Annotated in this window: 31 protein-coding genes and 1 pseudogene; 18 read left to right on the top strand and 14 right to left on the bottom strand. The window is 60.1% G+C overall.

What is annotated here, in order from left to right; genetic code table 11:
• Window positions 1–68: 68 nt before the first annotated feature.
• From JFT44_RS01580 to JFT44_RS01605, 6 genes are all read right to left on the bottom strand, one after another.
• Entirely contained in the window at window positions 69–1562 is a 1494-nt protein-coding gene (locus JFT44_RS01580) for an RNA polymerase factor sigma-54 (protein ID WP_057445159.1), read from the bottom strand.
• 184 nt (window positions 1563–1746) lie between these two features.
• Complete coding sequence (gene lptB / locus JFT44_RS01585; protein WP_029291791.1) at window positions 1747–2472, bottom strand: LPS export ABC transporter ATP-binding protein; 726 nt, start codon at window positions 2470–2472, stop codon at window positions 1747–1749.
• Window positions 2472–3005 (bottom strand): lipopolysaccharide transport periplasmic protein LptA, encoded by a 534-nt coding sequence (lptA, locus tag JFT44_RS01590; RefSeq protein WP_029291790.1) that lies wholly within the window; start codon window positions 3003–3005, stop codon window positions 2472–2474. The genes lptB and lptA overlap by 1 nt, the downstream gene beginning before the upstream one ends.
• Window positions 2992–3564 carry an LPS export ABC transporter periplasmic protein LptC gene (lptC, locus tag JFT44_RS01595; RefSeq protein WP_057438113.1) on the bottom strand — a complete coding sequence of 191 codons (573 nt, stop codon included), beginning with the start codon at window positions 3562–3564 and terminating at the stop codon, window positions 2992–2994. The genes lptA and lptC overlap by 14 nt, the downstream gene beginning before the upstream one ends.
• Before the next feature lie 8 nt (window positions 3565–3572).
• Window positions 3573–4097 carry an HAD family hydrolase gene (locus tag JFT44_RS01600; protein ID WP_029291786.1) on the bottom strand — a complete coding sequence of 175 codons (525 nt, stop codon included), beginning with the start codon at window positions 4095–4097 and terminating at the stop codon, window positions 3573–3575.
• Entirely contained in the window at window positions 4098–5072 is a 975-nt protein-coding gene (locus JFT44_RS01605) for a KpsF/GutQ family sugar-phosphate isomerase (RefSeq protein ID WP_115128986.1), read from the bottom strand.
• A 287-nt stretch (window positions 5073–5359) separates the two neighbouring features.
• Here JFT44_RS01605 and JFT44_RS01610 point away from each other — a divergent pair, with 287 nt between their 5' ends.
• The 10 genes from JFT44_RS01610 to hisC all read left to right on the top strand — a co-directional run bounded on the left by JFT44_RS01610 (window position 5360) and on the right by hisC (window position 13335).
• Window positions 5360–6169: an ATP-binding cassette domain-containing protein gene (locus tag JFT44_RS01610; RefSeq protein WP_038443322.1), complete on the top strand. Its 810-nt coding sequence runs from the start codon at window positions 5360–5362 to the stop codon at window positions 6167–6169.
• Complete coding sequence (gene mlaE, locus JFT44_RS01615; protein WP_029291779.1) at window positions 6169–6966, top strand: lipid asymmetry maintenance ABC transporter permease subunit MlaE; 798 nt, start codon at window positions 6169–6171, stop codon at window positions 6964–6966. Before JFT44_RS01610 ends, mlaE begins: the two co-directional genes overlap by 1 nt.
• Window positions 6966–7433: an outer membrane lipid asymmetry maintenance protein MlaD gene (gene mlaD / locus JFT44_RS01620; protein WP_057438115.1), complete on the top strand. Its 468-nt coding sequence runs from the start codon at window positions 6966–6968 to the stop codon at window positions 7431–7433. The genes mlaE and mlaD overlap by 1 nt, the downstream gene beginning before the upstream one ends.
• An 11-nt stretch (window positions 7434–7444) precedes the next feature.
• Window positions 7445–8098 (top strand): phospholipid-binding protein MlaC, encoded by a 654-nt coding sequence (locus tag JFT44_RS01625; protein ID WP_057438117.1) that lies wholly within the window; start codon window positions 7445–7447, stop codon window positions 8096–8098.
• A complete protein-coding gene (locus tag JFT44_RS01630) occupies window positions 8095–8400 on the top strand; it encodes a lipid asymmetry maintenance protein MlaB (RefSeq protein ID WP_057958465.1) in 306 nt (101 codons plus the stop codon). The genes JFT44_RS01625 and JFT44_RS01630 overlap by 4 nt, the downstream gene beginning before the upstream one ends.
• A gap of 114 nt (window positions 8401–8514) precedes the next feature.
• Entirely contained in the window at window positions 8515–8754 is a 240-nt protein-coding gene (locus JFT44_RS01635) for a BolA family protein (RefSeq protein WP_010567702.1), read from the top strand.
• A gap of 23 nt (window positions 8755–8777) precedes the next feature.
• On the top strand, window positions 8778–10043 hold the full coding sequence (murA, locus tag JFT44_RS01640) for a UDP-N-acetylglucosamine 1-carboxyvinyltransferase (protein WP_057438121.1): 1266 nt from the start codon (window positions 8778–8780) through the stop codon (window positions 10041–10043).
• A gap of 156 nt (window positions 10044–10199) precedes the next feature.
• Window positions 10200–10835, top strand: a complete 636-nt coding sequence (hisG, locus tag JFT44_RS01645; RefSeq protein WP_003188599.1) for an ATP phosphoribosyltransferase — start codon at window positions 10200–10202, stop codon at window positions 10833–10835.
• Between the two features lie 127 nt (window positions 10836–10962).
• Window positions 10963–12279, top strand: coding sequence for a histidinol dehydrogenase (gene hisD, locus JFT44_RS01650; RefSeq protein WP_198792038.1), 1317 nt, complete (start codon window positions 10963–10965; stop codon window positions 12277–12279).
• Window positions 12280–12282: 3 nt separating this feature from the next.
• Entirely contained in the window at window positions 12283–13335 is a 1053-nt protein-coding gene (gene hisC / locus JFT44_RS01655; protein WP_057438123.1) for a histidinol-phosphate transaminase, read from the top strand.
• Window positions 13336–13465: 130 nt separating this feature from the next.
• Here hisC and JFT44_RS01660 read toward each other — a convergent pair whose 3' ends face one another.
• Entirely contained in the window at window positions 13466–14740 is a 1275-nt protein-coding gene (locus JFT44_RS01660; RefSeq protein WP_057958466.1) for a uracil-xanthine permease family protein, read from the bottom strand.
• A 2-nt stretch (window positions 14741–14742) separates the two neighbouring features.
• Window positions 14743–15381, bottom strand: a complete 639-nt coding sequence (gene upp / locus JFT44_RS01665; RefSeq protein ID WP_029291751.1) for a uracil phosphoribosyltransferase — start codon at window positions 15379–15381, stop codon at window positions 14743–14745.
• 163 nt (window positions 15382–15544) lie between these two features.
• Between upp and JFT44_RS01670 the strand changes: the two genes are divergently transcribed.
• From JFT44_RS01670 to JFT44_RS01680, 3 genes are all read left to right on the top strand, one after another.
• On the top strand, window positions 15545–16102 hold the full coding sequence (locus tag JFT44_RS01670) for a hypoxanthine-guanine phosphoribosyltransferase (protein WP_057438125.1): 558 nt from the start codon (window positions 15545–15547) through the stop codon (window positions 16100–16102).
• Window positions 16103–16105: 3 nt separating this feature from the next.
• Window positions 16106–16573, top strand: a complete 468-nt coding sequence (locus tag JFT44_RS01675; RefSeq protein ID WP_057438127.1) for a WbuC family cupin fold metalloprotein — start codon at window positions 16106–16108, stop codon at window positions 16571–16573.
• Between the two features lie 204 nt (window positions 16574–16777).
• Window positions 16778–17065: a PA4642 family protein gene (locus tag JFT44_RS01680; protein WP_057438129.1), complete on the top strand. Its 288-nt coding sequence runs from the start codon at window positions 16778–16780 to the stop codon at window positions 17063–17065.
• Between the two features lie 103 nt (window positions 17066–17168).
• Here the strand turns inward: JFT44_RS01680 and mqo are convergent, their stop codons facing one another.
• Window positions 17169–18677 (bottom strand): malate dehydrogenase (quinone), encoded by a 1509-nt coding sequence (mqo, locus tag JFT44_RS01685; RefSeq protein WP_057958467.1) that lies wholly within the window; start codon window positions 18675–18677, stop codon window positions 17169–17171.
• A gap of 733 nt (window positions 18678–19410) precedes the next feature.
• Entirely contained in the window at window positions 19411–19647 is a 237-nt protein-coding gene (locus tag JFT44_RS01690) for a hypothetical protein (protein ID WP_057438133.1), read from the bottom strand.
• A 170-nt stretch (window positions 19648–19817) separates the two neighbouring features.
• On the opposite strand from JFT44_RS01690, the gene JFT44_RS01695 reads away from it, so the two are divergent.
• Window positions 19818–20405: a YajG family lipoprotein gene (locus JFT44_RS01695; RefSeq protein WP_029291738.1), complete on the top strand. Its 588-nt coding sequence runs from the start codon at window positions 19818–19820 to the stop codon at window positions 20403–20405.
• 57 nt (window positions 20406–20462) lie between these two features.
• Here JFT44_RS01695 and JFT44_RS01700 read toward each other — a convergent pair whose 3' ends face one another.
• Window positions 20463–20672 carry a hypothetical protein gene (locus JFT44_RS01700; RefSeq protein WP_008434269.1) on the bottom strand — a complete coding sequence of 70 codons (210 nt, stop codon included), beginning with the start codon at window positions 20670–20672 and terminating at the stop codon, window positions 20463–20465.
• Window positions 20673–20855: 183 nt separating this feature from the next.
• Here JFT44_RS01700 and JFT44_RS01705 point away from each other — a divergent pair, with 183 nt between their 5' ends.
• Window positions 20856–21113: a hypothetical protein gene (locus tag JFT44_RS01705; RefSeq protein WP_198830299.1), complete on the top strand. Its 258-nt coding sequence runs from the start codon at window positions 20856–20858 to the stop codon at window positions 21111–21113.
• 128 nt (window positions 21114–21241) lie between these two features.
• Here the strand turns inward: JFT44_RS01705 and JFT44_RS01710 are convergent, their stop codons facing one another.
• Entirely contained in the window at window positions 21242–22405 is a 1164-nt protein-coding gene (locus tag JFT44_RS01710) for a 1-acyl-sn-glycerol-3-phosphate acyltransferase (RefSeq protein WP_169959755.1), read from the bottom strand.
• A 144-nt stretch (window positions 22406–22549) separates the two neighbouring features.
• On the opposite strand from JFT44_RS01710, the gene JFT44_RS01715 reads away from it, so the two are divergent.
• From JFT44_RS01715 to JFT44_RS01725, 3 genes are read left to right on the top strand one after another with little or no spacing between them, the layout of a single operon-like run.
• A complete protein-coding gene (locus tag JFT44_RS01715) occupies window positions 22550–22732 on the top strand; it encodes a CPXCG motif-containing cysteine-rich protein (protein WP_057438139.1) in 183 nt (60 codons plus the stop codon).
• An 11-nt stretch (window positions 22733–22743) separates the two neighbouring features.
• Entirely contained in the window at window positions 22744–23004 is a 261-nt protein-coding gene (locus JFT44_RS01720) for a putative signal transducing protein (RefSeq protein ID WP_057444473.1), read from the top strand.
• Window positions 23005–23040: 36 nt separating this feature from the next.
• A complete protein-coding gene (locus JFT44_RS01725) occupies window positions 23041–23661 on the top strand; it encodes an SOS response-associated peptidase (RefSeq protein ID WP_057438144.1) in 621 nt (206 codons plus the stop codon).
• A 130-nt stretch (window positions 23662–23791) separates the two neighbouring features.
• Here JFT44_RS01725 and JFT44_RS29020 read toward each other — a convergent pair whose 3' ends face one another.
• Entirely contained in the window at window positions 23792–24634 is an 843-nt protein-coding gene (locus JFT44_RS29020; protein WP_374066966.1) for a methyl-accepting chemotaxis protein, read from the bottom strand.
• 15 nt (window positions 24635–24649) lie between these two features.
• Window positions 24650–25933 (bottom strand): annotated as a pseudogene (locus JFT44_RS29025) (HAMP domain-containing protein); the annotation flags it as partial.
• Window positions 25934–26081: the final 148 nt, after the last annotated feature.

Raw genomic sequence — 26081 nt, forward strand, 5'->3', positions numbered from 1 at the left:
CTCCTTCGTTGCCAGTGCATAAAGCGGCGGGTAGGAGTACCCGCCACTGGAACGCTATGGCCCGCCCGTCACATCAATCGCTTACGCTCGCTGGAAGGCGCGATCCCAAGGGACTCGCGGTACTTGGCGACGGTTCGACGGGCGACCTGAATGCCTTGTGCCTCCAGTAAACCAGCGATCTTGCTGTCACTCAACGGCTTTTTCTGATTTTCCGCCGCAACCAGTTTTTTGATGATCGCGCGGATCGCCGTGGACGAGCATTCACCGCCTTCGGAGGTGCTGACGTGGCTGGAGAAAAAGTATTTCAGCTCATATATACCCCGTGGGGTATGCATGAATTTTTGGGTGGTGACCCGGGAAATGGTCGATTCGTGCATGCCCACTGCTTCGGCAATGTCATGCAGCACCAACGGTTTCATCGCCTCGTCGCCATATTCCAGGAAGCCGCGCTGATGCTCGACGATCTGGGTGGCCACTTTCATCAGGGTCTCGTTGCGGCTTTGCAGGCTCTTGATGAACCAGCGAGCCTCCTGCAACTGATTGCGCATGAAGGTGTTGTCGGCGCTGGTGTCGGCCCGGCGTACAAAACCTGCGTATTGCGGGTTGACCCGCAGGCGCGGCACTGATTCCTGGTTCAGCTCCACCAGCCAGCGCTCGTTGTCCTTGCGCACGATCACGTCGGGGACGACATACTCGGCTTCGCTGGACTCGATCTGCGAGCCGGGACGCGGGTTGAGGCTCTGTACCAGTTCGATGATCTGGCGCAGGTCATCTTCCTTGAGCTTCATCCGACGCATCAACTGGCTGTAGTCGCGGCTGCCCAGCAGGTCGATATAGTCGGTGACCAGGCGTTGGGCTTCGGCCAGCCACGGTGTCTTGGCGGGCAGTTGGCGCAGTTGCAGCAACAGGCACTCGCTGAGGTTGCGCGCGCCGATGCCGGCGGGCTCGAACTGCTGGATGCGGTGCAGGACCGCCTCGATTTCGTCCAGCTCGATGTCCAGTTCCGGGTCGAAAGCCTCGAGGATTTCTTCGAGGGTCTCGTCCAGATAGCCCTGATTGTTGATGCAGTCGATCAGGGTCACCGCGATCAAGCGATCGGTGTCGGACATCGGGGCAAGGTTCAGTTGCCACAGCAAGTGGCTCTGCAGGCTTTCGCCGACGGAGGTGCGGGTGGTGAAGTCCCACTCGTCATCGTCGTTGCTGGGCAGGCTGCTGGCGCTGGTCTGGTAGACATCTTCCCAGGCCGTATCCACCGGCAGTTCATTGGGAATACGTTCGTTCCATTCGCCTTCTTCCAGGTTATCCACCGTGGGTGCGGTTTCCTGGTAGGACGGCTCCTGGACGTCGGGATTGGGTTTTTGCTCTATGTTGTCGGCCAGTGGGTCGGCATTATCGAAGTCGTCGCCTTCTTCCTGGCGTTCGAGCATCGGGTTGGACTCCAGGGCCTCCTGGATTTCCTGTTGCAGGTCCAGGGTCGACAATTGGAGCAGGCGGATGGCCTGTTGCAGCTGCGGTGTCATCGTCAGCTGCTGGCCCATTCTCAGGACTAGCGATGGTTTCATGGCAGGGGCTTAACACCTTATTCGCCGGCGCAATGCGCCATCCACGACAGGGCGCGTGAGCGCCAAACATAAGCAAATTATATGCCTGATATCGGGGGCTTTGCCTAGAGCGCGGTAACAATAAAAACAATAAGGTTTTTATTGACTCCCGCGCCTGATGGCGAATGTCCTGACACCCCAGTGTTTACAGGCGGAACTCGTGCCCCAGATACACTTCCTTGACCAGTTCGTTGGCCAGGATGGTGGCGGAGTCGCCCTCGGCAATCAGTTGGCCGTCGTTGACGATATACGCGGTTTCGCAGATATCCAGGGTCTCACGCACGTTGTGGTCGGTGATCAGCACGCCGATCCCCTTGGCCTTGAGGTGATGGATGATCTGCTTGATGTCGCCTACCGAAATCGGGTCGACACCGGCGAAGGGTTCGTCCAGCAGGATGAACTTCGGTGCGGTGGCCAGGGCGCGGGCGATTTCCACGCGGCGCCGCTCGCCGCCGGACAGGCTCATGCCGAGGTTGTCGCGAATATGGTTGATGTGGAACTCCTGCAGCAGGCTTTCCAGCTCCTGGCGGCGTCCGTCGCGATCCAGTTCCTTGCGGGTTTCCAGGATCGCCATGATGTTGTCGGACACTGACAGTTTGCGGAAGATCGACGCCTCCTGGGGGAGATAGCCGATACCGGCCCGTGCACGGCCGTGCATCGGCTGGTGGCTCACGTCCAGGTCGTCGATCAATACACGGCCCTGGTCCGCCTGGACCAGGCCGACGATCATGTAGAAGCAGGTGGTCTTGCCGGCACCATTGGGGCCAAGCAGGCCGACGATCTGGCCGCTGTCGATCGACAGGCTGACGTCGCGCACGACCTGACGGCTTTTATAGGCCTTGGCCAGATGCTGGGCTTTCAGGGTCGCCATTACTGGGCCTTCTTCTTCGGCTGGATAACCATGTCGATGCGCGGACGTGGCGCAGTGACCTTGGTGCCATTGGCGCGGCCGGCAGTGGCGACCTGCTTGACGGTGTCATAGACGATTTTCTCGCCTTCGGTCGAGTTGCCGTCGCTGCTGATCACTTTGGCGCGGTCAGTCAGTACGATACGGTTCTGCGGCGCGTGATACTGGATGGTCACGCCATAGCCTTTGATCGGACCTGGATCGGCGGCGTTTTGCTTTTGTTCGAAATAGGCAAGGTTGCCCACCGAAGTCACGACGTCGATGTCGCCGGCCGGGGTACGGGTCAGGGTCACGGTGTTACCGGTAATCTTCATCGAACCTTGGGTGATGATGACGTCGCCCTTGTAGGTCGCGATACCTTGCTTGTCATCCAACTGCGCATCGTCAGCCTGGATGTGGATCGGTTGCTGGCTATCGTTCGGCAGAGCCCAGGCGCTCACGCTTCCCAGTGCTGCGCCCAGACCGAGCAAAATAGGGAGGGTTTTAACGAGCCTCATACTGTCCTCTTACGTTCGATAGCAGGTGTATCCTGCTTTCTTTCAAATACGCTTTCATTCCCTTGCCAGTCGATACACCGCCAGCGCCGTCGATTCTAACGTCTTGCTCGGTCTGCGCATATTGCTTCTGTGGGAATACGGTCATGCGACTGCTGGTAATGATGGTGTCGCGCTTCTGGGCGTCGGTGCGCGCAACACGCACCGAGTCGATCAGTTCCACTTCGGTGCCGTCCGGGTTGACCTCGCCACGCTTGCTGGTGACGTGCCACGGGAATTCGGTGCCGCGATACAGGTTCAGGTCCGGATTGGTCAGCAATGTGACCTCGGAAGCCTTCAGGTGTTCGACCTTGTCCGACGTCATTTCGTATTGCACCTTGCCGTCAGGCAGGAACTGCACGCTGTAGGCGTTGGTGGCGTAATAGTCGATAGCGCCCTGGTCGACCTGCGCAACAGGCTGGTCGAGGAAGCGCTCCGGGCTGATATTCCAGTAGCCCACAGCGAGGAACAGCGCGGCGATGGCTCCGAATATCAGGAAGTTGCGAATCTTTTTACTCAGCATAGAGGGCTCTATAAGTAGGCGGCGTGGGCCGCTTCAAGGCTGCCCTGGGCTCGCAGGATCAGTTCGCAGAACTCGCGGGCGGCGCCTTCGCCGCCACGGGCCTGGGTAATGCCGTGGGCGTGTTCGCGAACAAACGACGCGGCATTGGCTACAGCCATGCCCAGGCCGACGCGGCGAATCACCGGCAAGTCAGGCAAATCATCGCCCAGATAGGCGACCTGCTCATAGCTTAGGTTGAGTTTGCCAAGAAGCTCGTCCAGAACCACGAGTTTATCCTCACGGCCCTGGTAGAGGTAAGGAATCCCCAGGTTTTGTGCGCGGCGCTCCACGACCGGGGTCTTGCGACCACTGATGATCGCGGTTTGTACGCCAGAGGCCATCAGCATCTTGATGCCCTGGCCGTCCAGGGTATTGAACGTCTTGAATTCGCTGCCGTCTTCGAGGAAGTACAGGCGACCGTCGGTCAGCACGCCATCCACGTCGAAAATCGCCAGTTTGATGGCCTTGCCCCGTTGCAACAGGTCGGTGTTCATTTACATCACTCCCGCGCGCAGCAAATCGTGCATGTTCAGGGCGCCAATCGGGTGATCGGCATCATCGACCACCACCAGGGCGCCGATCTTGTGGTCTTCCATAATCTTCAGGGCTTCAGCCGCGAGCATTTCGGCGCGGGCGGTCTTGCCGTGAGGGGTCATGACTTGATCAATGGTGGCGGTATGGATATCAATGGTGCGGTCCAGGGTGCGACGCAGGTCACCGTCGGTGAAGACCCCGGCCAGGCGCCCGTCGGCCTCGAGGATCACGGTCATGCCCAGGCCCTTGCGGGTCATTTCCATCAAGGCATCCTTGAGCAGGGTGCCACGTTGTACCTGTGGCAGCTCGTCACCCGCATGCATCACGTTTTCCACTTTCAGCAGCAGGCGACGGCCGAGGGCGCCACCGGGGTGGGAAAAGGCGAAGTCTTCGGCGGTAAAACCACGGGCTTCCAGCAGGGCCACGGCCAGCGCGTCGCCCATGACCAGGGCGGCGGTGGTGGAGGAGGTGGGCGCCAGGTTAAGCGGGCAGGCCTCATGGGCTACATGTACATTCAGGTTCACTTCGGCGGCCTTGGCCAGCGTCGAGTCCGGGTTGCCGGTCATGCTGATCAGCTTGATGCCCAGGCGCTTGATCAGGGGCAGCAGGGTCACGATTTCGTTGGTGGTGCCTGAGTTGGACAGGGCGAGGATCACGTCATCGCGGGTGATCATGCCCATGTCACCATGGCTGGCTTCGGCCGGGTGCACGAAAAATGCCGTGGTGCCGGTACTGGCCAGGGTGGCGGCAATCTTGTTGCCGACATGGCCTGACTTGCCCATGCCGACCACGACAACCCGGCCTTTACTGGCCAGGATCATCTCGCAGGCGCGTACGAAATCTGCGTCGATATGGGCCAGCAAGCCTTCTACGGCTTCAAGCTCGAGGCGGATGGTGCGTTGTGCGGATTGAATAAGGTCGCTGGATTGGCTCATGTCTGAAATCGTATAGCCTGACGAAAAGTCGGCGATTATAGCGGTAATGATCAATTCCCTCACGCAAGTTCGTCAGGCGTTGTTCTACTTAAGAGTGAGATCGCTCTCAAATGCGCAATTACCTGTCCTCTTTCTGAACAAGCACAGCTCCGGCCTTGGGCGCTTTATGTCAGCAGTGATATAGTTCGCCGCCAGTTCGGTCCGCGCAGCGCACATGTGTCTAACTGTCGCAAGCAGTTGTCCCAAGCATGGTGTCTGAGTGAGAAGCTGCATCCCAAGGAGTTTAGATGAGTGCCGATAACGCCTACGCGGTCGAGCTGAAGGGTCTTTCCTTCAAGCGCGGTACGCGCAGCATCTTCAATAATGTCGATATTCGCATTCCCCGCGGCAAGGTGACGGGCATCATGGGCCCTTCCGGCTGCGGCAAGACGACCCTGCTGCGCCTGATGGGCATGCAACTGCGGCCTACCGCCGGGGAAGTCTGGGTCAATGGCCAGAACCTGCCGACCCTGTCGCGCAGCGATCTGTTCGATGCGCGCAAGCACATGGGCGTGCTGTTCCAGAGCGGTGCGCTGTTCACCGACCTCGACGTTTTCGAAAACGTCGCGTTCCCGCTGCGGGTGCATACCCAACTGTCGGAAGAAATGATCCGTGACATTGTGTTGTTGAAGCTGCAGGCCGTAGGGCTTCGCGGTGCCATCGACCTGATGCCGGATGAGCTTTCTGGTGGTATGAAGCGGCGCGTGGCTCTGGCGCGGGCGATTGCCCTCGACCCGCAGATTCTCATGTATGACGAGCCGTTCGTCGGCCAGGACCCTATCGCCATGGGCGTATTGGTGCGCCTGATCCGCCTGCTCAATGACGCGCTGGGTATCACCAGCATCGTGGTGTCCCATGACTTGGCCGAAACCGCGAGCATTGCCGACTACCTCTATGTCGTCGGCGATGGCCAGGTATTGGGGCAGGGCACGCCTGAAGAACTGATGAACGCCGATAACCCGCGTATTCGCCAATTCATGACCGGCGACCCTGATGGCCCGGTGCCTTTTCATTTTCCGGCAGCGGATTACCGCGCAGATCTTCTGGGGAAGCGCTGATGCGCAAGACATCTTTAATCGAGAAGGTGCGCCTTTTCGGTCGTTCCGGCATCGACATTGTCGAAGTGCTCGGGCGTTCGACGATTTTCCTGTTTCACGCCTTGCTGGGCCGCGGTGGTATCGGCGGTGGTTTTGGCTTGCTGCTCAAGCAACTGCACTCGGTGGGCGTGATGTCCCTGGTGATCATTGTGGTCTCCGGGGTGTTCATCGGCATGGTGCTGGCGTTGCAGGGCTTCAATATCCTGTCCAGCTACGGTTCCGAGCAGGCGGTGGGGCAGATGGTTGCACTGACGCTGCTGCGTGAGCTGGGGCCGGTGGTCACCGCCTTGCTGTTTGCCGGTCGCGCCGGCTCTGCGTTGACCGCCGAGATCGGCAACATGAAGGCCACCGAGCAACTGTCCAGCCTGGAAATGATCGGCGTGGACCCGCTCAAGTACATTGTTGCCCCGCGCCTGTGGGCCGGCTTCATCTCCCTGCCACTGCTGGCAATGATTTTCAGCGTGGTCGGGATCTGGGGCGGTTCGTGGGTGGCGGTGGACTGGCTGGGGGTCTACGACGGCTCCTACTGGGCCAACATGCAAAACAGCGTGACCTTCAGCGGTGACGTGCTCAATGGCATTATCAAGAGCATCGTCTTCGCCTTCGTCGTGACTTGGATCGCCGTATTCCAGGGCTATGACTGTGAACCCACTTCAGAAGGGATCAGTCGAGCCACTACCAAGACCGTTGTGTACGCCTCGCTGGCGGTACTGGGCCTTGACTTCATTTTGACCGCCTTGATGTTTGGAGATTTCTGATGCAAAACCGCACTGTGGAAATCGGTGTAGGCCTTTTCTTGTTGGCTGGCATCCTGGCTTTGCTGTTGCTCGCCCTGCGAGTCAGCGGCTTGTCGGCCAGTTCGGGCGCCGATACCTATAAACTTTACGCCTACTTCGACAATATCGCCGGTTTGACGGTCAGATCCAAAGTGACCATGGCCGGTGTGACCATCGGCAAGGTCACAGCAATCGATCTGGACCGCGACAGCTTCACCGGCCGCGTGACCCTGCAACTGGACAAGAAGGTAGATAACCTGCCGACTGACTCCACAGCGTCCATCCTCACGGCCGGTCTGCTGGGCGAGAAGTACATCGGTATCAGCGTGGGCGGGGAAGAAGCCTTGCTCAAGGATGGTTCGACCATTCATGACACACAGTCGTCGTTGGTATTAGAGGACCTGATCGGTAAATTCCTGCTTAATACGGTTAGTAAAGACGCCAAATGAGGAGTTTGTTCATGATCTCAACCTTGCGACGTGGCCTGTTGGTGCTGTTGGCAGCCTTGCCATTGATGGCTAACGCCGTGGCGGCACCTTCGGCGCACGACATTATTGATAGAACCACCAAAGAGCTGCTGGCTGACCTTGCCGCGAACAAGGAACAGTACAAGCAGAGCCCAAGCGCGTTCTACGATGCCCTCAACGGTATCGTGGGTCCGGTGGTCGACGCTGACGGCATCTCGCGCAGCATCATGACCGTCAAGTATTCGCGTAAAGCTACGCCTGCGCAGATGCAGCGCTTCCAGGAAAACTTCAAGCGCAGCCTGATGCAGTTCTACGGCAACGCCCTGCTGGAATACAACAATCAGGGTATCGTCGTTTCCCCGGCCAAGGATGAGTCTGGCAACCGCACCAGCGTGGATATGCAGGTCAAGGGCAACAATGGCTCGATCTATCCGGTTTCCTACACCCTTGAGAAAATCAACGGCGAATGGAAAGTGCGCAACGTGATCATCAACGGCATCAACATCGGCAAGCTGTTCCGTGATCAGTTCGCCGATGCCATGCAGCGCAATGGCAACAACCTGGACAAGACCATTGATGGCTGGGCCGGCGAAGTGGCCAAGGCCAAGGAAGTGACCGAAGAAGCTGCAGAGAAGCAGGCCCCATGACTGAGTCGGCTGTTCGTCAAGGCCAGGCCGGCGAGCTGCTCCTCAGTGGCGTGCTCGACTACAGCACCGGGCCGGCCCTGCGTAAGCAGGGCCAGGCACTGATCAATGCCAGCACTGCGCCGGCATTGGTCCTCGATTGCTCGGCGGTGGTGAAGTCCAGCAGTGTTGGCTTGTCATTGCTCTTGTGTTTCCTACGTGACGCCGCGGCGGTCAACAAACCTGTCAGTATTCGCGCATTACCCGAGGATATGCGTGAAATTGCCCAGGTTTGCGGTCTGGCCGAGCTGTTGGCGCATCCTTAATACACATTATTGAAGAAGCCCCCCGTCAGAGTCCTGCTATGCGGGGTTCGCAGGCGCGGGGCTTTTTTGTATGATGTGCGACCCGCGCGCACTGGGCGCCGATAGAGGTTGAGCATGCAGGCCCTAGAAGTTAAAAGCTTCCTTGAAGGAAAGCTGCCGAATACTGAGGTTGCAGTTGAAGGCGAAGGCTGCAATTTCCAGCTGAACGTGATTAGCGATGAACTGGCGGCATTGAGCCCGGTCAAGCGTCAGCAGCAGATCTATGCCCATTTGAACCCGTGGATCACCGATGGCAGCATCCATGCGGTCACTATGAAATTTTTCAGCCGCGCGGCCTGGGCCGAGCGCACCTGAGCCCCCAAGGCGTCGAGATTCTTATGGATAAATTGATTATTACCGGCGGTGCCCGTCTTGATGGCGAAATCCGTATCTCCGGGGCTAAAAACTCGGCCTTGCCGATCCTGGCCGCCACCTTGCTGTGCGATGGCCCGGTTACCGTAGCCAACCTGCCGCACCTGCACGACATCACCACCATGATCGAGCTGTTCGGTCGCATGGGCATTGAGCCGGTGATCGACGAGAAGCTGTCGGTCGAAATCGACCCGCGCACCATCAAGACCCTGATCGCACCGTACGAACTGGTGAAAACCATGCGTGCCTCGATCCTGGTACTGGGCCCGATGGTCGCCCGTTTCGGCGAAGCCGAAGTGGCACTGCCTGGCGGTTGCGCCATTGGTTCGCGTCCGGTGGACCTGCACATCCGTGGTCTTGAAGCCATGGGTGCGACCATCGACGTCGAAGGTGGCTACATCAAGGCCAAGGCGCCGGAAGGCGGCCTGCGTGGTGCAAACTTCTTCTTTGATACCGTCAGCGTGACCGGTACCGAGAACATCATGATGGCCGCTGCCCTGGCCAATGGCCGCAGCGTCCTGCAAAACGCCGCGCGCGAGCCGGAAGTGGTCGACCTGGCCAACTTCCTGATCGCCATGGGTGCCAACATCACTGGCGCCGGCACCGACACCATCACCATCGACGGTGTGAAACGCCTGCACTCGGCCACCTACAAAGTGATGCCGGACCGTATCGAGACCGGTACCTACCTGGTTGCGGCTGCCGTGACCGGTGGCCGCGTCAAGGTCAAGGATACCGATCCGACCATCCTCGAAGCGGTCCTGGAAAAGCTGCGCGAAGCCGGTGCCGAAATCACCACCGGCGAAGACTGGATCGAGCTGGACATGCACGGCAAGCGGCCAAAAGCCGTCAACGTGCGTACCGCTCCGTACCCGGCGTTCCCGACCGACATGCAGGCGCAGTTCATCTCCTTGAACGCGATTGCCGAAGGCACTGGTGCGGTCATCGAGACCATCTTCGAAAACCGCTTCATGCACGTGTATGAACTGCACCGCATGGGTGCCAAGATTCAGGTCGAAGGCAACACTGCCATCGTCACCGGTATCGAGCAGCTCAAGGGCGCGCCAGTGATGGCCACCGACCTGCGGGCTTCGGCCAGCCTGGTGATCTCGGCGTTGTGCGCTGACGGTGACACCCTGATCGATCGCATCTACCACATAGACCGTGGCTACGAGTGCATCGAAGAAAAACTGCAGATGCTCGGCGCGAAAATCCGCCGCGTACCGGGCTAACCCCCACTGCTCGGGCGCAGGGAAGCGCCCGCCCGAGGTGTGCACAGGCACGCCTCGGCTGAATTTGTTTCAAATCGAGGCTGTAATGGCCTCGATCTGTGTCTGGCGCCATTTGCGACCGGACAGCAATAGCCTGATGAAGGATTGACGTTTCCCATGTTGACCATCGCACTGTCCAAGGGCCGCATCCTTGACGATACTTTGCCGCTTCTGGCTGAAGCGGGCATCGTGCCGACCGAGAATCCGGACAAGAGCCGCAAGCTGATCATCCCCACGACCCAGGACGACGTTCGCCTGTTGATCGTGCGTGCTACCGACGTGCCGACCTACGTTGAACATGGCGCCGCCGACCTCGGTGTCGCCGGTAAAGACGTGCTGATGGAATACGGCGGCCAGGGCCTGTACGAGCCGCTGGACCTGCGTATCGCCCTGTGCAAGCTGATGACCGCCGGCCGTGTCGGTGACGTCGAGCCAAAAGGCCGCCTGCGGGTAGCCACCAAGTTCGTCAACGTCGCCAAGCGCTATTACGCCGAGCAAGGCCGTCAGGTCGATATCATCAAGCTCTATGGCTCGATGGAGCTGGCGCCGCTGATCGGCCTGGCCGACAAGATCATCGACGTGGTCGACACCGGCAACACCCTGCGCGCCAATGGCCTGGAACCCCAGGACTTTATCGCTGACATCAGCTCTCGCCTGATCGTCAACAAAGCTTCGATGAAAATGCAACACGCCCGGATCCAGGCGTTGATCGACACCCTGCGCAAGGCAGTGGAGTCTCGACACCGCGGTTGACTCACCTGCGCGGCCCTAGGTCGCGCCCGTCTATCCGCCTCATAGCCAGAATTCTCAGGTGCCCAAGCGGAAACGACTGCTAGTTTAGGGCGCCTGAGTTTTTGCCAATTCTATTGAGGCCCTCGCTATGACCACGTCCACTGCAATTGCCCGACTCAACGCTGCCGACCCGGATTTCGCCCATCATCTGGATCATCTGCTGAGCTGGGAAAGTGTGTCCGACGATTCGGTCAACCAGCGGGTGCTCGACATCATCAAGGCCGTGCGCGAGCGCGGCGATGCGGCGCTGGTGGACTTTACCCGCCAGTTCGACGGCCTGGACGTCAAGTACATGGCCGACCTGATCCTGCCCCGCGAACGCCTGGAACTGGCCCTGACGCGTATCACTGCGCCGCAGCGCGAAGCCCTGGAAGTCGCAGCGGCGCGGGTGCGCAGCTACCACGAAAAACAGAAACAGGACTCCTGGAGCTACACCGAAGCCGATGGCACGGTGCTGGGCCAGAAAGTCACACCGCTGGACCGCGCCGGCCTGTACGTGCCGGGCGGGAAGGCTTCATACCCGTCGTCGGTGCTGATGAATGCCATTCCCGCCAAAGTGGCGGGCGTGACCGAGGTGGTCATGGTGGTCCCGACCCCGCGCGGTGAAATCAACGAGCTGGTGCTGGCCGCTGCCTGCATCGCCGGCGTTGACCGCGTGTTCACCATCGGGGGGGCCCAGGCCGTCGCCGCGTTGGCCTATGGCACCGAAAGCGTGCCGAAAGTCGACAAGGTGGTCGGCCCCGGCAACATCTACGTTGCCACTGCCAAGCGCCATGTGTTTGGCCAGGTCGGTATCGACATGATCGCTGGCCCCTCGGAAATCCTCGTGGTGTGTGACGGCCAGACCGATCCGGACTGGATTGCCATGGACCTGTTCTCCCAGGCCGAGCACGACGAAGACGCCCAGGCGATCCTGGTCAGCCCCGACGCCGAGTTCCTCGACAAGGTGGCGGCGAGCATCAATAAGCTGCTGCCGACCATGGAGCGTGCCGAGATTATCGAGAAGTCGATCAATGGCCGGGGTGCGTTGATCCTGGTGCGTGATATGGAGCAGGCCATCGAAGTGGCCAACCGCATCGCCCCCGAGCATTTGGAACTGTCGGTGGCCGACCCACAGGCCTGGCTGCCGTCGATTCGTCACGCCGGTGCGATCTTCATGGGCCGCCACACCAGCGAAGCCCTGGGCGACTACTGTGCGGGCCCCAACCACGTGTTGCCGACCTCCGGCACAGCGCGATTCTCGTCGCCGCTGGGGGTGTATGACTTCCAGAAGCGCTCGTCGATTATCTTTTGCTCGCCACAAGGTGCTTCCGAGCTGGGCAAGACCGCCTCGGTGCTGGCCCGTGGTGAATCGTTGAGCGCGCACGCCCGCAGCGCCGAATACCGCATCGTCAAGGGAGAGTAAGACATGAGCAAATTCTGGAGCCCTTTCGTCAAGGACCTCGTGCCTTACGTGCCCGGCGAGCAGCCGAAGCTGACCAAGCTGGTCAAGCTCAACACCAATGAAAACCCCTACGGCCCGTCGCCCAAGGCGCTGGCAGCGATGCAGGCCGAGTTGAACGACAACCTGCGTTTGTACCCCGACCCCAACAGCGACCTGCTCAAGCAGGCCGTGGCCAAGTACTACGGGGTGGATGGGAGCAAGGTATTCCTCGGTAACGGTTCCGACGAAGTCCTGGCGCATATCTTCCACGGCCTGTTCCAGCACGACCTGCCACTGCTGTTCCCGGACATCAGCTACAGCTTCTACCCGGTGTACTGCGGGCTGTATGGCATCACCTCGGCCCCGGTGCCGCTGGACGAGCAGTTCCAGATCCGCGTGGCGGACTACGCCAAGCCTAACGGCGGGATCATCTTCCCCAACCCGAACGCGCCGACCGGCTGCGTGATGGCGCTGGACGCGGTGGAGCAACTCCTCAAGGCCAGCCCGGATTCGGTGGTGGTGGTCGATGAAGCCTATATCGACTTCGGCGGCGAAACCGCCATCAGCCTGGTGGACCGCTACCCCAACCTGCTGGTGACCCAGACCCTCTCCAAATCGCGCTCACTGGCCGGTTTGCGGGTAGGCCTGGCGGTGGGCCACCCGGACCTGATCGAGGCGCTGGAGCGGGTCAAGAACAGCTTCAACTCCTATCCACTGGATCGCCTGGCGATTGTCGGCGCGGCGGCGGCCTTCGAAGACCGTGAATACTTCGAGAAGACCTGCCAACTGGTGATCGATAGCCGCGAGACGCTTGTGGCGCAGTTGCGAGAGAAGGGCTTTGAGGTGTTGCCGTCAGCGGCCAACTTCATCTTTGCCCGCCACCCACGGCACGACGCGGCCGGCCTGGCGGCCAAGTTGCGGGAGCAAGGGGTGATTGTGCGGCACTTCAAGCAGGAGCGGATTGCCCAGTTCCTGCGGATCAGCATCGGGACACCTGAGCAGAACCAGGCGTTGATTGATGGTTTGGGTGATCTTTAAGGCTTGAATCTATATGGGCTGGACGGGCCGCATCGCGGGCAAGCCCGGCTCCCACATGGAAATGCATTCCAATGTGGGAGCCGGGCTTGCCCGCGATGAGGCCATCAGCTACACCGACACTCCGTAGCCTTTAGAGCAACGGCTCGTCCGGCTTCTTGTGCTTCCAGCCATCATTGCCCGGCAGCAGCAGGTTCAAACCAATCGCTACCACGGCGCACAGGGCGATGCCCTTCAGGCCGAAATCATCGGGACCGGTACCGGTGCCGATCAGCACACCGCCAATCCCGAACACCAGGGTCACCGACACAATCACCAGATTGCGCGCCTCCCCCAGGTCGATCTTGTGACGGATCAGGGTGTTCATCCCCACCGCGGCAATCGAGCCGAACAACAGGCACAGAATCCCGCCCATCACCGGCACCGGAATGCTCTGCAGCAGCGCGCCGAACTTACCGACAAAGGCCAGGGTGATGGCAAATACCGCCGCCCAGGTCATGATTTTCGGGTTGTAGTTCTTGGTCAGCATCACCGCACCGGTCACTTCGGCGTAAGTGGTGTTGGGCGGGCCGCCGAACAGGCCAGCCGTGGTGGTGGCGATACCGTCGCCCAACAGCGTGCGATGCAGGCCGGGCTTTTTCAGGTAGTCACGACCGGTCACGCTACCCACGGCAATCACGCCGCCGATGTGTTCAATGGCTGGAGCCAGGGCCACCGGGACGATGAACAGAATCGCCTGCCAGTTGAATTCCGGCGCGGTGAAGTGGGGCAGGGCAAACCAAGGTGCGGCGGCGATCTTTGCGGTGTCGACCACGCCGAAGTAGAACGACATGCCAAAACCCACCAGCACCCCGGCAATGATCGGCACCAGGCGGAAAATGCCCTTGCCGAACACGGCCACGATCAGCGTGGTCAGCAGCGCCGGCATCGAGATCAGCATTGCCGTCTGGTAAGGGATCAACTCGGCACCGTCGCCCGACTTGCCCATTGCCATGTTCGCGGCAATCGGCGCCATGGCCAGGCCGATGGAGATGATCACCGGTCCGATCACCACGGGCGGCAGCAGCCGGTCGATGAAACCGGTGCCCTTGATCTTCACGGCGAGGCCGAGGAAGGTGTAGACGAAACCCGCCGCCATCACCCCGCCCATGGTCGCCGCGAGGCCGAACTGGCCCTTGGCGAGAATGATCGGGGTGATAAACGCAAAGCTCGATGCCAGGAACACCGGCACTTGGCGCCCGGTGACAATCTGGAACAACAACGTGCCAAGGCCTGCGGTAAACAGTGCAACGTTTGGATCAAGACCTGTGATCAGCGGCATCAACACCAGCGCGCCAAATGCTACGAAGAGCATTTGTGCGCCAGACAGGATCTGGCGCCAAAGCGGGTCGTTGAATTCATCCTGCATGTTCACGCGTCCTTCTGCTTGGTGCCGAAGATCTTGTCGCCAGCATCGCCCAGGCCCGGAATGATGTAGCCGTGCTCGTTCAGGCGCTCATCAATGGACGCGGTGTAAATCACTACATCCGGGTGAGCTTTTTCTACGGCGGCGATACCTTCGGGTGCCGCTACCAGCACCATGGCGCGGATATCCTTGCAACCGGCTTTCTTCAGCAGGTCGATGGTAGCGACCATGGAGCTGCCGGTGGCCAGCATCGGGTCGATGATCATCGCCAGGCGCTCGTCGATCTCGGGGACGAGTTTTTCCAGGTAGGTGTGGGCCTGCAGGGTTTCTTCGTTGCGGGCTACGCCCACAGCGCTGACCTTGGCGCCCGGGATCAGGCTCAGCACGCCTTCAAGCATGCCGATACCGGCGCGCAGGATCGGCACCACGGTAATTTTCTTGCCAGCGATTTTCTCGACCTGGACGGGACCGCACCAACCGGGGATCTCGTAGTTTTCCAGGGGTAAATCTTTGGTGGCTTCGTAGGTGAGCAACGCTCCGACTTCCTGAGCAAGCTCACGGAAGTTCTTCGTGCTAATGTCGGCGCGGCGCATAAGGCCGAGCTTGTGTCGGATCAGCGGGTGGCGGATCTCACGGATGGGCATGGGGAAAGGCTCCGGCGGCGGGCAAAAAAACCGGCCTAGATTAATCTATCCGAGGGTGTTGTCCTATAGACAACCAGTACGTTAGTCCATAAAGGCTTGAACGTTGCGTCCCAGAGGCGTACCTTCGCCCGCTTTTCTTGCCACAGTACCCCTGGAGAGCGCCATGTCCGCTGATCTCGAGCATATCCGTCAAATCATGCGCGAGGCTGACTGCCTGTACACCGAAGCACAAGTCGAAGAGGCTATCGCCAAGGTCGGCGCGCACATCACCCGTGAAATGGCTGAAACCAACCCGGTGGTGTTCTGTGTGATGAACGGCGGTCTTATTTTCGCCGGCAAATTGCTGACGCATCTGCAATTCCCGCTGGAAGCGTCCTACCTGCACGCTACGCGCTATCGCAATGAAACCAGTGGCGGCGACCTGTTCTGGAAAGCCAAGCCGGAAGTGTCGTTCATCGACCGCGACGTCTTGATCATCGACGACATCCTCGACGAAGGTCACACCCTGGGCGCGATTGTCGACTTCTGCAAACACGCCGGCGCGCGCAACGTGCACACCGCCGTGCTGATCGACAAAGACCACGACCGCAAGGCCCGCCCGGACCTGAAGGCCAATTACGTCGGCCTGCCGTGCATCGACCGCTACATCTTCGGTTACGGCATGGATTACAAAGGCTACTGGCGCAATGCCAATGGCATCTTTGCTGTGAAGGGGATGTAAGTCGTGGCGCGTTTTCTTGATCAGTCGCTGTTTGCCGAACTGGCCGAGAAAGCCGCCGCCAACCCCCGTGGCCGGCAGAACGTCAACTTCCACCAAATGGAAGAGCCGTGCCATCGCATGGCTGTCGGTTTGCAGCCACACACCTATGTGCAGCCCCATCGTCATCTCACCGCTGACAAGGCCGAGACCCTGCTGGTACTCAAGGGGCGCCTGGGTATTTTGATTTTCAGCGAGTCTGGCGCGGTTCTGGAGCGGCGCATCTTGCAGGCCGGTGGCGATTGCCAGGGCGTTGATCTGTCGCCAGGGGTTTTCCACGGTCTGGTGGTGCTTGAGCCCGACACGGTGATGTTCGAGTGCAAGGCAGGCCCTTATCGCCCGGTGGGCGAGGGCGAACTGGCGACCTGGGCACCCCGGGAAGGCGAAGCCGGCATGGCTGAGTATCATCGCTGGATGCTGGCCCAGTTCGATTGAACCTGGCAGCGGAAAAAAGGTGGGTGGGGTTTGTGTGGTAGCGGGCTCGCCCGCGATAGCGGAGTGTCAGGTTAGATATATTCGACTGACCCGCCGCCATCGCGGGCAAGCCTGCTTCCGCATTAGAGCTTCGTGGCTTCCGAACCTTGTGTCCCGCAGGTAGACTTCTACCCCCGTGTACATGTCTGCAGGCTGGAGTCGGCAATGCGTAAAGATAAGAAACAAGTGATTGGTGACGAGATCGGCGACGATCAGATCAAGCTGTTCCTGGATTTTGAACCGGTCGACGCCACCTCACCGTCCCTGCACAAGCTGATCAAAGCCTATCGCGGCCTGCGCATCGACGATTTCGAGCGGTTCCTGAGCTTTTTCAAGGAAGCCGGGCTGGACCTCGACGGCAAGGACGAGCATGGCCAGACCTTCGTCGATCTGATCAAGGACCAGCGCAACGCGGACGAGTACATCGAGCTGATCAAAATCGCTCGCGGCTGAATAGCCAGGACATAAAAAAACGCCCCGTTCTCAGCACGAGAGCGGGGCGATCGTTCCCACGCTCTGCGTGGGAATGCATCCGGTGACGCTACGCGTCACGACCTCAAGCGTAGCTTTCGGCCTCGCTACCTTGCTCAACCAGTTCCAGGCTGATGTTGTTCTGCACGCTGATCTTGCGATACAGCTCGGCATCGGTTTCCAGGACTTTTTCCCGGGCCGGGAAGATTTCCTGCAACTTGGCCGCCCATTCACCGGCCGCCTGGGCCGGGAAGCAGCGTTCGATCAGTTCCAGCATGATCGAAACAGTCACCGAAGCCCCTGGGGACGCACCTAGCAGCGCCGCCAGCGAACCGTCTTTGGCCGCGACCAACTCGGTACCGAATTGCAGCACGCCGCCTTTCTTCGGATCCTTCTTGATGATCTGCACCCGTTGACCAGCCACTTCCAGGCGCCAGTCCTCGGCTTTGGCTTCGGGATAGAAGCGGCGCAGGGATTCCAGGCGCTGCTCCATGGACTGCATCACTTCGCTGACCAGGTACTTGGTCAGGTCCATGTTGTCCCGGGCCACCGCCAGCATCGGGCCGATATTGCCAAGGCGAATCGACATGGGCAGGTCAAGGAACGAGCCGAACTTGAGGAACTTGGTGGTGAAGCCAGCGTATGGCCCGAACAGCAGGGATTTCTTGCCATCCACCACGCGGGTGTCCAGGTGCGGCACCGACATCGGCGGCGAACCCACGGCGGCCTGGCTGTAGACCTTGGCCTGGTGCAGCTTGACCACTTCCGGGTTGTCGCAACGCAGCCATTGGCCGCTGACCGGGAAGCCGCCGAAACCTTTGCTTTCTTCAATACCCGAGGCTTGCAGCAGCGGCAGGGCCGCGCCGCCGGCGCCGAGGAACACGAACTTGGCGTCGACATTGCGCGTGTTGCCGCTGTTGACGTCCTTGATGCTCACGGTCCAGCCGGCGCCATTGCGCTTGAGGCCGGTAACGCGCTTGCTGTACTTGACGTGTGCATCTGCCGAGCTGCTCAGGTGCGCGAGCAATTGGTTGGTCAGGGCGCCGAAGTTGACGTCGGTACCGTTCATCACGCGGGTCGCGGCGATTTTCTCGTCGGCCGGGCGGCCCGGCATCATCAGCGGCATCCACTCGGCCATTTCTGCACGGTCTTCGGTGTAGTGCATGTCCGAGAACGCGTGGTGCTGGCTGAGGGTTTCAAAGCGTTTCTTGAGGAACGACACGCCTTTTTCGCCCTGCACGAAGCTCAGGTGCGGCACGGGGCTGATAAAGGACTTGGACGAGCCAAAGGTGCCTTTTTTGGTCAGATACGCCCAGAACTGCTTCGACACTTCAAACTGGGTGTTGATGTGCACGGCTTTCTTGATGTCGATGGAGCCATCACCCGCCTGCGGGGTGTAGTTCAGCTCGCACAGCCCGGCGTGACCGGTACCGGCATTGTTCCACGGGTTGGAACTCTCCGCGGCACCCGAATCCATCAGCTCAACGACTTCCAGCTTGAGGCCGGGGTCGAGCTCCTTGAGCAGTACGGCGAGGGTGGCACTCATGATGCCCGCACCTACCAGTACTACGTCGACTGCTTCGTTATGCGCCATTTAACGCGTCTCCAAAATCTGCAGCACCAAATTGACGGCATGGCTGCCAGGAGTGACGGGGCGGTTCACGTAATGCCCCAGGTTACCCATGGCCAGGATCGCCATGTCCGATTCTTCGCAATTTTTTTGCAACTTCAGCGGACGCTGCCGACCAGGCCTTATCTGCATATGAACGCATTTAAGGGCCCCTGTGGCAATTCGACTTATGGTCAAGTACGTCCGATCGTGCAACCAAATCCGTAGCGGACAGGCTTCAAGCTCCGGTTTTTGAGGAGTACTCGGTCCTGTGTGGTTGGGCAGTGCCAGACGTTGATGGTGCTTGTACAAACGCAAAACTATTCATTTGCTCGCCACACTCTTGTGAAGTTGTGAAAACCCGTTTTTTTCACGCTCTTTTGAAGACGTGAACCTCAAAAAAGGGCTGCCCCAGCCTGGCACCTGGCCCGAAATCACTGCCGACACGCGGCATAACGGGCAAACAACTCAAGTGGCCGAGCGCAATGGCAGCTCTGGCAGATTCGGTAAAGGCGCAGGTTTGCAGACAAAACAGCCAGCTCGCCAGCTTCACTCGATCTGTGTGGGCGGCTCTCTGTGGGCGGTGCGGGGGAGCTAATACCGGAGCATTAGCGATGCTGCGAGGCCCGATCAGGAGACGTCCTTATAATCGGGGGGAGATTGTAGCGAAGAACTGCAGGGAAATGGACGTGTTTTATGACTTTTATTAGCGCTTCGGTCAGGCGGTCAACGGCAGGCGGTGTGATGACCGTGCGCGGCGCGGGCTGATGCGGGCGCGGGCGGGCAGTGGCTGGTGCATCCAGCTCAAGCGGATCTCCTCGACTTCGACCCAGCCTTCACCCACCGGTGGCTGGCTGCAGTGCTTGAATGCCTGGCAACGACCTTGCGCGTCGAGCAGGGCAAAGTGTCGAAAGGCGGGCTTGCGTGCGAATAAGCGCCAGAGAAAGTCGAACATGGTGGGCCTCCTGATAATGGGGCCAAGCATGCCAGCCCAGCATGACATATCGGTGACACTGAACCGCCGCCGGCGGGCCTGTGTCTTAGGTTGTAACTGACGCTAGTTCCCGGCAGCGGCGCACCGCTATACTGCTCGGCTGTCGGTACCTGATTTCTGGAGAGAAAAGCATGTTGCAACGCCTGTTGTTCGGTTTGATCACTGTGACCAGCTTGACCCTGGTTGGCTGCGCCCACAGCCCGCAGCAACTCAGCCCGCAACCCAAGCTCACCACCCAGCTGGCGCCTGTAGGCCATGGCCAGCCGGTCTCGGTGCGGGTGGTTGACGGTCGTCCGTCGCCGACCCTGGGCACCCGCGGTGGCCTGTACCCGGAAACCAGCGCCATCACGGTGACTGGCGCCGACGTGCTGCCCAAGCTGCAAGCCCAGGCCGAAGCGGCTGTGCGCCTGCTGGGCTTCACCCCGACCAGCAACTCGCCTGGCGCGCCGCAACTGACCGTGACCCTGGCGGAGCTGAAGTATCAGTCGCCCAAGGAAGGCCTGTACGTGACCGAAGCCACCATCGGTGCGACCTTCCGCTCTGATGTGTCCGCCGGCAACCGTCGCTACAGCGGCCGTTACGGTGCGTCCCTGGACCAGCGCTTCGGCATGGCGCCGAACCAGGAAACCAACACCAAGCTGGTCAGCGACGTGTTGAGTGATGCCCTGACGCGTCTGTTCAAGGATCCAAGCATCGGCCAGATCCTCAGCTCGCAATAATCAGCTGTAAAAAAGCCGGGCCCCGTCACGGGCCCGGCTTTTTTGTGTCTGCGCTCTTCATGCCGCCGTTTCGACATAAAAGTCCAGCACACTCACGCCTGTCAGCAGGTCCAGCTCCGGCAGGTCGGCATGTTGGTGCCCGCCGAGGGCGCAATACACCAGCCAGTGCCGGTCCTGGACATTGAACGCCAGGCCGCCGACCAGCGCCTCTTGCTCATCGCTGGGGGCGATCAGATACAGCCGATCCTGGTTCTGCGCGTGCAACATGACAAGCTCCCTTGTGTGCGAAGGGCAACAGAGTGGCTTGTTAAGGTGACGTTCAGGTGACGCTGTAAATTACTCGATACATTAGTCGTCAATGGGGGAGGGAGCTGTGATGCGCAGGAGGGCGCAGTTCGTTCAGGTTTGTATCTGGATGGATACCCGGTCACTGTTACACCGAGGTTTTTGATGTCGCTGCCGGCATTACTGCTAAATACCGCTGCATTGTTGATTGCCTGCCCCGGCGCCGGGCTGCTGTTTGTGACCCGCCTGCGGGAGCAGCGGGCGATGGCCCAACTTGCCGCGCAAAGTGAAGAGCGGGCGATCGACCAGCCGATGCTGTTTCTGGATGTGCGTACCGAGCGCAGTCATCGCCTGGGCTACCGCCTCGGGTTTGTCTGTGTCGGGCTGGCGCTAGTGATCTCCTGGCTCAGCACTCAATTGTAAAAATACCCCAAAAGCACTTTGGGAGCGGGCTTGCTCGCGATAGCGGTGTGTCAGTCAAATAGTTATCAACTGACCCACCACTATCGCGAGCAAGCCCGCTCCCACATTGTGTTGTTCACGCTATTGGGTTACAGGACAATCCCTGCTTTAACCCGATATTGATTACGCACCGGCATCGCATATTGCAGCACCAGATACGGTCGGTGCTCCGCCGGGCAGGCATTCAAGCGTCGCTCCCACTCTGCTTTCGCCTTGGCCAACTCGTCCGCCGGGAACACCTCGGCAGCCGTCGGCACCTGCAATTGCGGGTCGGCGTCGCTCCATTGTGCGTAGGCCAGGTAATGCACGGGAAATAACCGGTAGCCCCCCAGAATCTGTCGGTCCATCTCGATGGCCAACTGTTTGGTGTCTTCAAAACGCTCGACAATCGGCGGCGCGAAGTTGACGTGGACCCGGCCCTTGTAGCCCGTGATGCCCAGGGCAATGCTCACGTCATCTTCACCTGGCGCTTTGGCGTAGGTGCCGGTGGTGGCGCGGATATACAGCTCGCGCGCCTTGGCCGCGTCGCACGGGTCGTATTCGTAGCTGATGGACACCGGCGTCAGGTTCAGCGACAGGATGACGTCAGCAAACGGCTCATCCTTGCGGCTCATATGGAACATCTTGAGGATCGCCGACTCAGTGCGATCATCCCCATCCTTGGCGCGGCCTTCGGCCTGGGCAATCCAGATCGACTGGCAGTCGTTGCGGATCGAATGGTTGATGTAGGCCGACAGCAGTTGGTACGCCGCCATCTTCTCGCGTCGCCCGGTAATGGAACGATGTACGATAAAACTCTTGTTCAGGCGCATCAGATCGCTGACGAACGGCTTCTGCAGCAGGTTGTCACCAATGGCAATGCGCGGTGTTGGCAGGCCGGCGTGGTACACCGCATAGTTGACGAAGGCCGGGTCCATCACGATATCCCGGTGGTTGGCCAGGAAAACATAGGCCGTACCGGACTTGAGCTGTTCGACCCCGGTGTAGGTGACGCCGTCGGTCGCCCGGTCGATGGTGTGGTCGACGTAAAACTCGACTTTGTCCTGCAAGGTGGCGACGGTGGTCACACCGGCGAACTCACGGCGCAGCTTCTGGGCGATCAGCGGCTTGAGCAGCCAGCCGAAGGCGCCGGCAAAGCGCGGGAAGCGAAAGTGGGTCAGGATGTCCAGAAAGGCCTTGTCACTGAACAGCCGGGCCAGTACTGCCGGGACTTCGCTGTCGTTGTAAGGTCGGATGGTATCGAATTCGCCCATCATGCTCTCTTGTTAGAAACGGCTAGGGTAAGTAAAGGTTTGGATCGATAAGTGACAGGGCAGGTCTGAACAAATGGCATCAAACGAAAAAGCCCTGCAAATAGACCGGCGATTATACGCACAAGTCACCTGGGAGAGACCGCGATGCTAGAACCTGCGCTGTACGATTGTCCTTATTGTGGTGAAGAGGTCGAGACATCTGTGGATTTGTCCGGCGGTGACCAGAACTATATAGAGGACTGCCAGGTGTGCTGTCGGCCGATCAATTTCTACCTGCAGGTCCACGGCGAGGAATGGATGCTCGAAGTGCGCAGCGAGAATGAATAAGGGGGGCGGCCATGCAACGAATCTACGAACCGGAAAACCTGATGGAGGGCGAGTTGCTGCAGCAAATGCTCGCCAGCGAAGGTATCGACGCCCATCTGGTGGGGCGCCATCTGCTGGGTGGTACGGGTGAACTGCCGATCTTCGGCCTGTTGGGCCTGGAAGTGGAGAACGACCAGGCTGGCGAAGCCCGCGAGTTGATTACCGCCTATATCGGCGCCCAACCGCTACCCGGCGATGAACCCGACAGCTACCCCGACGTGCTGGTCTGTTAGGCTGTCGTTCGGTTTACCCAAGAGTCGTGTTGCCCAATGTGTGGACGTTATGCCCTGTTTCGCTGGAACCCCGCCTTCGCTGCCTTGCCGGGGTTCCCGGCGGATCAACAGGCCCAGTGGAATATTTCTCCCAATGATTCGGTGCTGATCCAGCGCGCTACCGACGGCCAGCGCACCCTGGCGCGGGCCCGCTGGGGGCTGACACCACCCTGGTTGACTGACCTGTCCCGCACCCCGGCCCATGCCCGCGCTGAAACCCTGGCCGAACAACCGATGTTTCGCGAGGCCTTTCGCCTGCGCCGTTGCCTGCTGCCAGCCAATGGCTTTTATGAATGGCGTGGCACCCAGCGCAAGCGGCCGTACTGGCTCACGCCGGGGGAGGGCTCGACGCTGTTCTTTGCGGCGATCTGGGAGGCTTATCCGGTGCAGGAGCAGGTGTGGTTGAGCGCGGCAGTGGTGACCCAGGCCGCGCAGAGCCAGCGCCGGCCGCTGATTCTGGATGCGGCGGGGCAGGAAGCCTGGCTCGATCCCGAGACGCCGTTGCATGTGTTGCAGGGGTTGCTGGCCGGTGAGCCGGCGGCGTTGCGTGAGCGGGTGCTGGCTAACATGGTCAATGATCCGAAGCTCAATGGGCCGGAGTGTTTGACCCCGGGTTGAGGCTGGGGGTTGAGTGGGGGATTCGCTTGCGCCATCGCAGGCAAGCCAGCTCCCACATTTTGATGTGTGAATACCTTCAAATGTGGGCGCTGGTTTGCCTGCGATACGGCCCTGAAGGCCACTGAAACCTTTATACCTTGAACTGATTGATCAACCGCCGCTGCTGCTCCGCCAACTGGGTCAGCCCCGCACTGGCGGCGCTGGACTCATCGGCACCGCCCGCCACTTCATTGGCCACCTGGCCGATATTGATCACATTGCGGTTGATGTCCTCGGCCACCGCACTTTGTTCCTCTGCCGCACTGGCAATCTGCGTGTTCATGTCATTGATCACCGACACGGCCTGGGTGATGGTCTCCAGGGCCTGGGCCGCCTTGGCGGCGTGCTGCACGCTTTCATCGGTACGCTGCTGGCTGTCTTCCATGACCCGTACCACGTCCCGCGTGCCTTGCTGCAATTGCTGGATCATGGCCTGGATTTCTTCGGTGGCCTTCTGGGTTTTCTGCGCCAGGTTGCGCACTTCGTCGGCCACTACCGCAAAGCCCCGGCCCTGTTCGCCTGCGCGCGCGGCTTCGATGGCGGCGTTGAGGGCCAGCAGGTTGGTCTGCTCGGCAATGCCGCGGATGGCAATCAGGATGGCATTGATGTTCTCGCTGTCCTTGGCCAGGGTCTGGACCACGCCCACTGCCTTGCCGATCTCCAGGGCCAGGGCGCCGATGGATGTGGAGGTGTCGCGCACAATCTGCATGCCCTGGCTCGCAGCCTGGTCGGCATGGGTGGCGGCTTGTGCGGCCTGGGTGGCATTGCGGGCCACGTCCTGGGCGGTGGCGGTCATCTCGTGCACGGCGGTGGCGACCTGGTCGATCTCGACCATTTGCTTGTGCACCCCGAGGTTGGTGCGGATGGCGATGTCGGCGGTGTGTTCCGACGAATCGCTGACTTTCTGCACCGAACTGACCACCTGGGTAATCATGCCCTGCAGCTTGATCAGAAAGGTATTGAAGCCGGCGGCAATCGCGCCCAGTTCGTCGGCGCGGTCACTGGTCAAGCGGCGTGTCAGATCGCCTTCGCCTTGGGCGATGTCATTGAGCATCGCCACCATCTGCTTGAGCGGCCGGGCAATGCCATGCCCCACCAGCCAGATCACCAGCAGGCCGATGCCGGCAATCACCAGACCAACCATGGTCATGCCGAAGATATCGGTTTTGCGCTGGGCGTCCAGGTCGCCCTGCAGCGCTTGCAAGTCGGCCATCACCGTGCCCAACGGCAGTTGCAGCATCAAGGTCCAGCGCGCATCGGTCTGGCCGATGTTGAAGGGCAGGAACAACTCGATCAGCCCCTGGGCCTGGTCGACGTCGTAGCGGACTTCGCCGACGTTCGGTTGGTTGAGGTGATCGAGGGTGTTTTTGTCGAACAGGTCGCTGGCTTTTTCTCCCAGCTTGCTGGCGTCCTTGGTATAGGCGACCAGGCGGCCGTTGTTGGAAATCAGTGCCATTTCGCCGGCACCGTTGTACAGCTTCTGGTCGGCAGCGGTCAGCATTTCCTGGATGAAGTTAACCGACAGATCGGCGCCGACGATGCCCTGGAACTTTGCGTCGATCATGATCGGCTCGATAAACGAGGCCAGCATCACCGTGGTATTGCCTACGCGATAGGGCGCGGGGTCGATGACGCAGGGTTTTTGGGTTTCCTTGGAGCAGAGGTAGTACTCACTGGCGCGGATGCCGGTGGAGAGAATTTTCTGGTCGGTCAGGTCGGCGAGTTTTTCCAGGCCCAGGCTGCCGTCCTGGTTGCGGAACCACCAGGGCATAAAGCGCCCGTTTGTGGGCTCTATGCCAACCACGGCGGTGTTCAGGTAGTTGGCGTCGTTGTGGTCGATGGCATTGGGTTCCCAGGCGATATAGGAGCCGAGGACTTTCGGGTTGCGCACCACGGTTTCGTGCAGCAGGTTGATCAGTTGTTCGCGGCTGACCTGCAATGGGGCGCCGCCGTTTGCGTCTTTCATGCCCATCAGTGCGTTGGTGGTGGCCAGGCCTTTGGCGGTCACCAGTGGCGCTTCCAGTTCGCGCTGGATCAGTGTGGCTTGAGTGTGGGCGAGTGCCGTGAGCCGTTGCTCGATGATCTGCTCGAATTGCGCCTGGGTGCGTGCCTGCACCATGTCCTGGGTCCGTGCGCCGGCGAACAGCGCGTACAGCACCAGGGCCGCCACGACGCTCAGCACGATGGCCCCGGCCAATGCCGCAACAGAAAACTGAATCGACTTGAATTTCATGGAAGCTCCGGGCGCTTAGGGCATCATCTGTTTTCTTATATCGGCCACAGGCGCTGCAGACATGAGGTGCTGCCCTGTAAAAGAATCAGGGGTGTCGTTTATAGAATGGTTGTGGGCGTGGGGGATGTCTGAAATCAGCGGTTATGCG

The sequence above is a fragment of the Pseudomonas sp. MF5691 genome, from assembly GCF_016405645.1.
Lineage (GTDB): Bacteria > Pseudomonadota > Gammaproteobacteria > Pseudomonadales > Pseudomonadaceae > Aquipseudomonas > Aquipseudomonas shahriarae.

What these genes read in the sequence shown, in the direction of transcription:
- JFT44_RS01610 (WP_038443322.1), top strand. Translation starts at nt 5,360, where the DNA reads ATGAGTGCCGATAACGCCTACGCGGTCGAGCTGAAGGGTCTTTCCTTC.
- JFT44_RS01700 (WP_008434269.1), bottom strand. Translation starts at nt 20,672, where the DNA reads ATGTTGCACGCGCAGAACCAGGATCGGCTGTATCTGATCGCCCCCAGC.
- JFT44_RS01710 (WP_169959755.1), bottom strand. Translation starts at nt 22,405, where the DNA reads ATGGGCGAATTCGATACCATCCGACCTTACAACGACAGCGAAGTCCCG.
- hisG (WP_003188599.1), top strand. Translation starts at nt 10,200, where the DNA reads ATGTTGACCATCGCACTGTCCAAGGGCCGCATCCTTGACGATACTTTG.
- JFT44_RS01680 (WP_057438129.1), top strand. Translation starts at nt 16,778, where the DNA reads ATGCGTAAAGATAAGAAACAAGTGATTGGTGACGAGATCGGCGACGAT.
- JFT44_RS01670 (WP_057438125.1), top strand. Translation starts at nt 15,545, where the DNA reads ATGTCCGCTGATCTCGAGCATATCCGTCAAATCATGCGCGAGGCTGAC.
- upp (WP_029291751.1), bottom strand. Translation starts at nt 15,381, where the DNA reads ATGCCCATCCGTGAGATCCGCCACCCGCTGATCCGACACAAGCTCGGC.
- JFT44_RS01635 (WP_010567702.1), top strand. Translation starts at nt 8,515, where the DNA reads ATGCAGGCCCTAGAAGTTAAAAGCTTCCTTGAAGGAAAGCTGCCGAAT.
- lptB (WP_029291791.1), bottom strand. Translation starts at nt 2,472, where the DNA reads ATGGCGACCCTGAAAGCCCAGCATCTGGCCAAGGCCTATAAAAGCCGT.
- mlaE (WP_029291779.1), top strand. Translation starts at nt 6,169, where the DNA reads ATGCGCAAGACATCTTTAATCGAGAAGGTGCGCCTTTTCGGTCGTTCC.
- JFT44_RS01720 (WP_057444473.1), top strand. Translation starts at nt 22,744, where the DNA reads ATGCAACGAATCTACGAACCGGAAAACCTGATGGAGGGCGAGTTGCTG.
- JFT44_RS01715 (WP_057438139.1), top strand. Translation starts at nt 22,550, where the DNA reads ATGCTAGAACCTGCGCTGTACGATTGTCCTTATTGTGGTGAAGAGGTC.
- JFT44_RS01695 (WP_029291738.1), top strand. Translation starts at nt 19,818, where the DNA reads ATGTTGCAACGCCTGTTGTTCGGTTTGATCACTGTGACCAGCTTGACC.
- JFT44_RS01580 (WP_057445159.1), bottom strand. Translation starts at nt 1,562, where the DNA reads ATGAAACCATCGCTAGTCCTGAGAATGGGCCAGCAGCTGACGATGACA.
- lptA (WP_029291790.1), bottom strand. Translation starts at nt 3,005, where the DNA reads ATGAGGCTCGTTAAAACCCTCCCTATTTTGCTCGGTCTGGGCGCAGCA.
- murA (WP_057438121.1), top strand. Translation starts at nt 8,778, where the DNA reads ATGGATAAATTGATTATTACCGGCGGTGCCCGTCTTGATGGCGAAATC.
- hisC (WP_057438123.1), top strand. Translation starts at nt 12,283, where the DNA reads ATGAGCAAATTCTGGAGCCCTTTCGTCAAGGACCTCGTGCCTTACGTG.
- JFT44_RS01625 (WP_057438117.1), top strand. Translation starts at nt 7,445, where the DNA reads ATGATCTCAACCTTGCGACGTGGCCTGTTGGTGCTGTTGGCAGCCTTG.
- mqo (WP_057958467.1), bottom strand. Translation starts at nt 18,677, where the DNA reads ATGGCGCATAACGAAGCAGTCGACGTAGTACTGGTAGGTGCGGGCATC.
- JFT44_RS29020 (WP_374066966.1), bottom strand. Translation starts at nt 24,634, where the DNA reads ATGATTACCCAGGTGGTCAGTTCGGTGCAGAAAGTCAGCGATTCGTCG.
- JFT44_RS01690 (WP_057438133.1), bottom strand. Translation starts at nt 19,647, where the DNA reads ATGTTCGACTTTCTCTGGCGCTTATTCGCACGCAAGCCCGCCTTTCGA.
- JFT44_RS01605 (WP_115128986.1), bottom strand. Translation starts at nt 5,072, where the DNA reads ATGAGCCAATCCAGCGACCTTATTCAATCCGCACAACGCACCATCCGC.
- JFT44_RS01600 (WP_029291786.1), bottom strand. Translation starts at nt 4,097, where the DNA reads ATGAACACCGACCTGTTGCAACGGGGCAAGGCCATCAAACTGGCGATT.
- lptC (WP_057438113.1), bottom strand. Translation starts at nt 3,564, where the DNA reads ATGCTGAGTAAAAAGATTCGCAACTTCCTGATATTCGGAGCCATCGCC.
- JFT44_RS01630 (WP_057958465.1), top strand. Translation starts at nt 8,095, where the DNA reads ATGACTGAGTCGGCTGTTCGTCAAGGCCAGGCCGGCGAGCTGCTCCTC.
- hisD (WP_198792038.1), top strand. Translation starts at nt 10,963, where the DNA reads ATGACCACGTCCACTGCAATTGCCCGACTCAACGCTGCCGACCCGGAT.
- JFT44_RS01725 (WP_057438144.1), top strand. Translation starts at nt 23,041, where the DNA reads ATGTGTGGACGTTATGCCCTGTTTCGCTGGAACCCCGCCTTCGCTGCC.
- JFT44_RS01660 (WP_057958466.1), bottom strand. Translation starts at nt 14,740, where the DNA reads ATGCAGGATGAATTCAACGACCCGCTTTGGCGCCAGATCCTGTCTGGC.
- JFT44_RS01705 (WP_198830299.1), top strand. Translation starts at nt 20,856, where the DNA reads ATGTCGCTGCCGGCATTACTGCTAAATACCGCTGCATTGTTGATTGCC.
- mlaD (WP_057438115.1), top strand. Translation starts at nt 6,966, where the DNA reads ATGCAAAACCGCACTGTGGAAATCGGTGTAGGCCTTTTCTTGTTGGCT.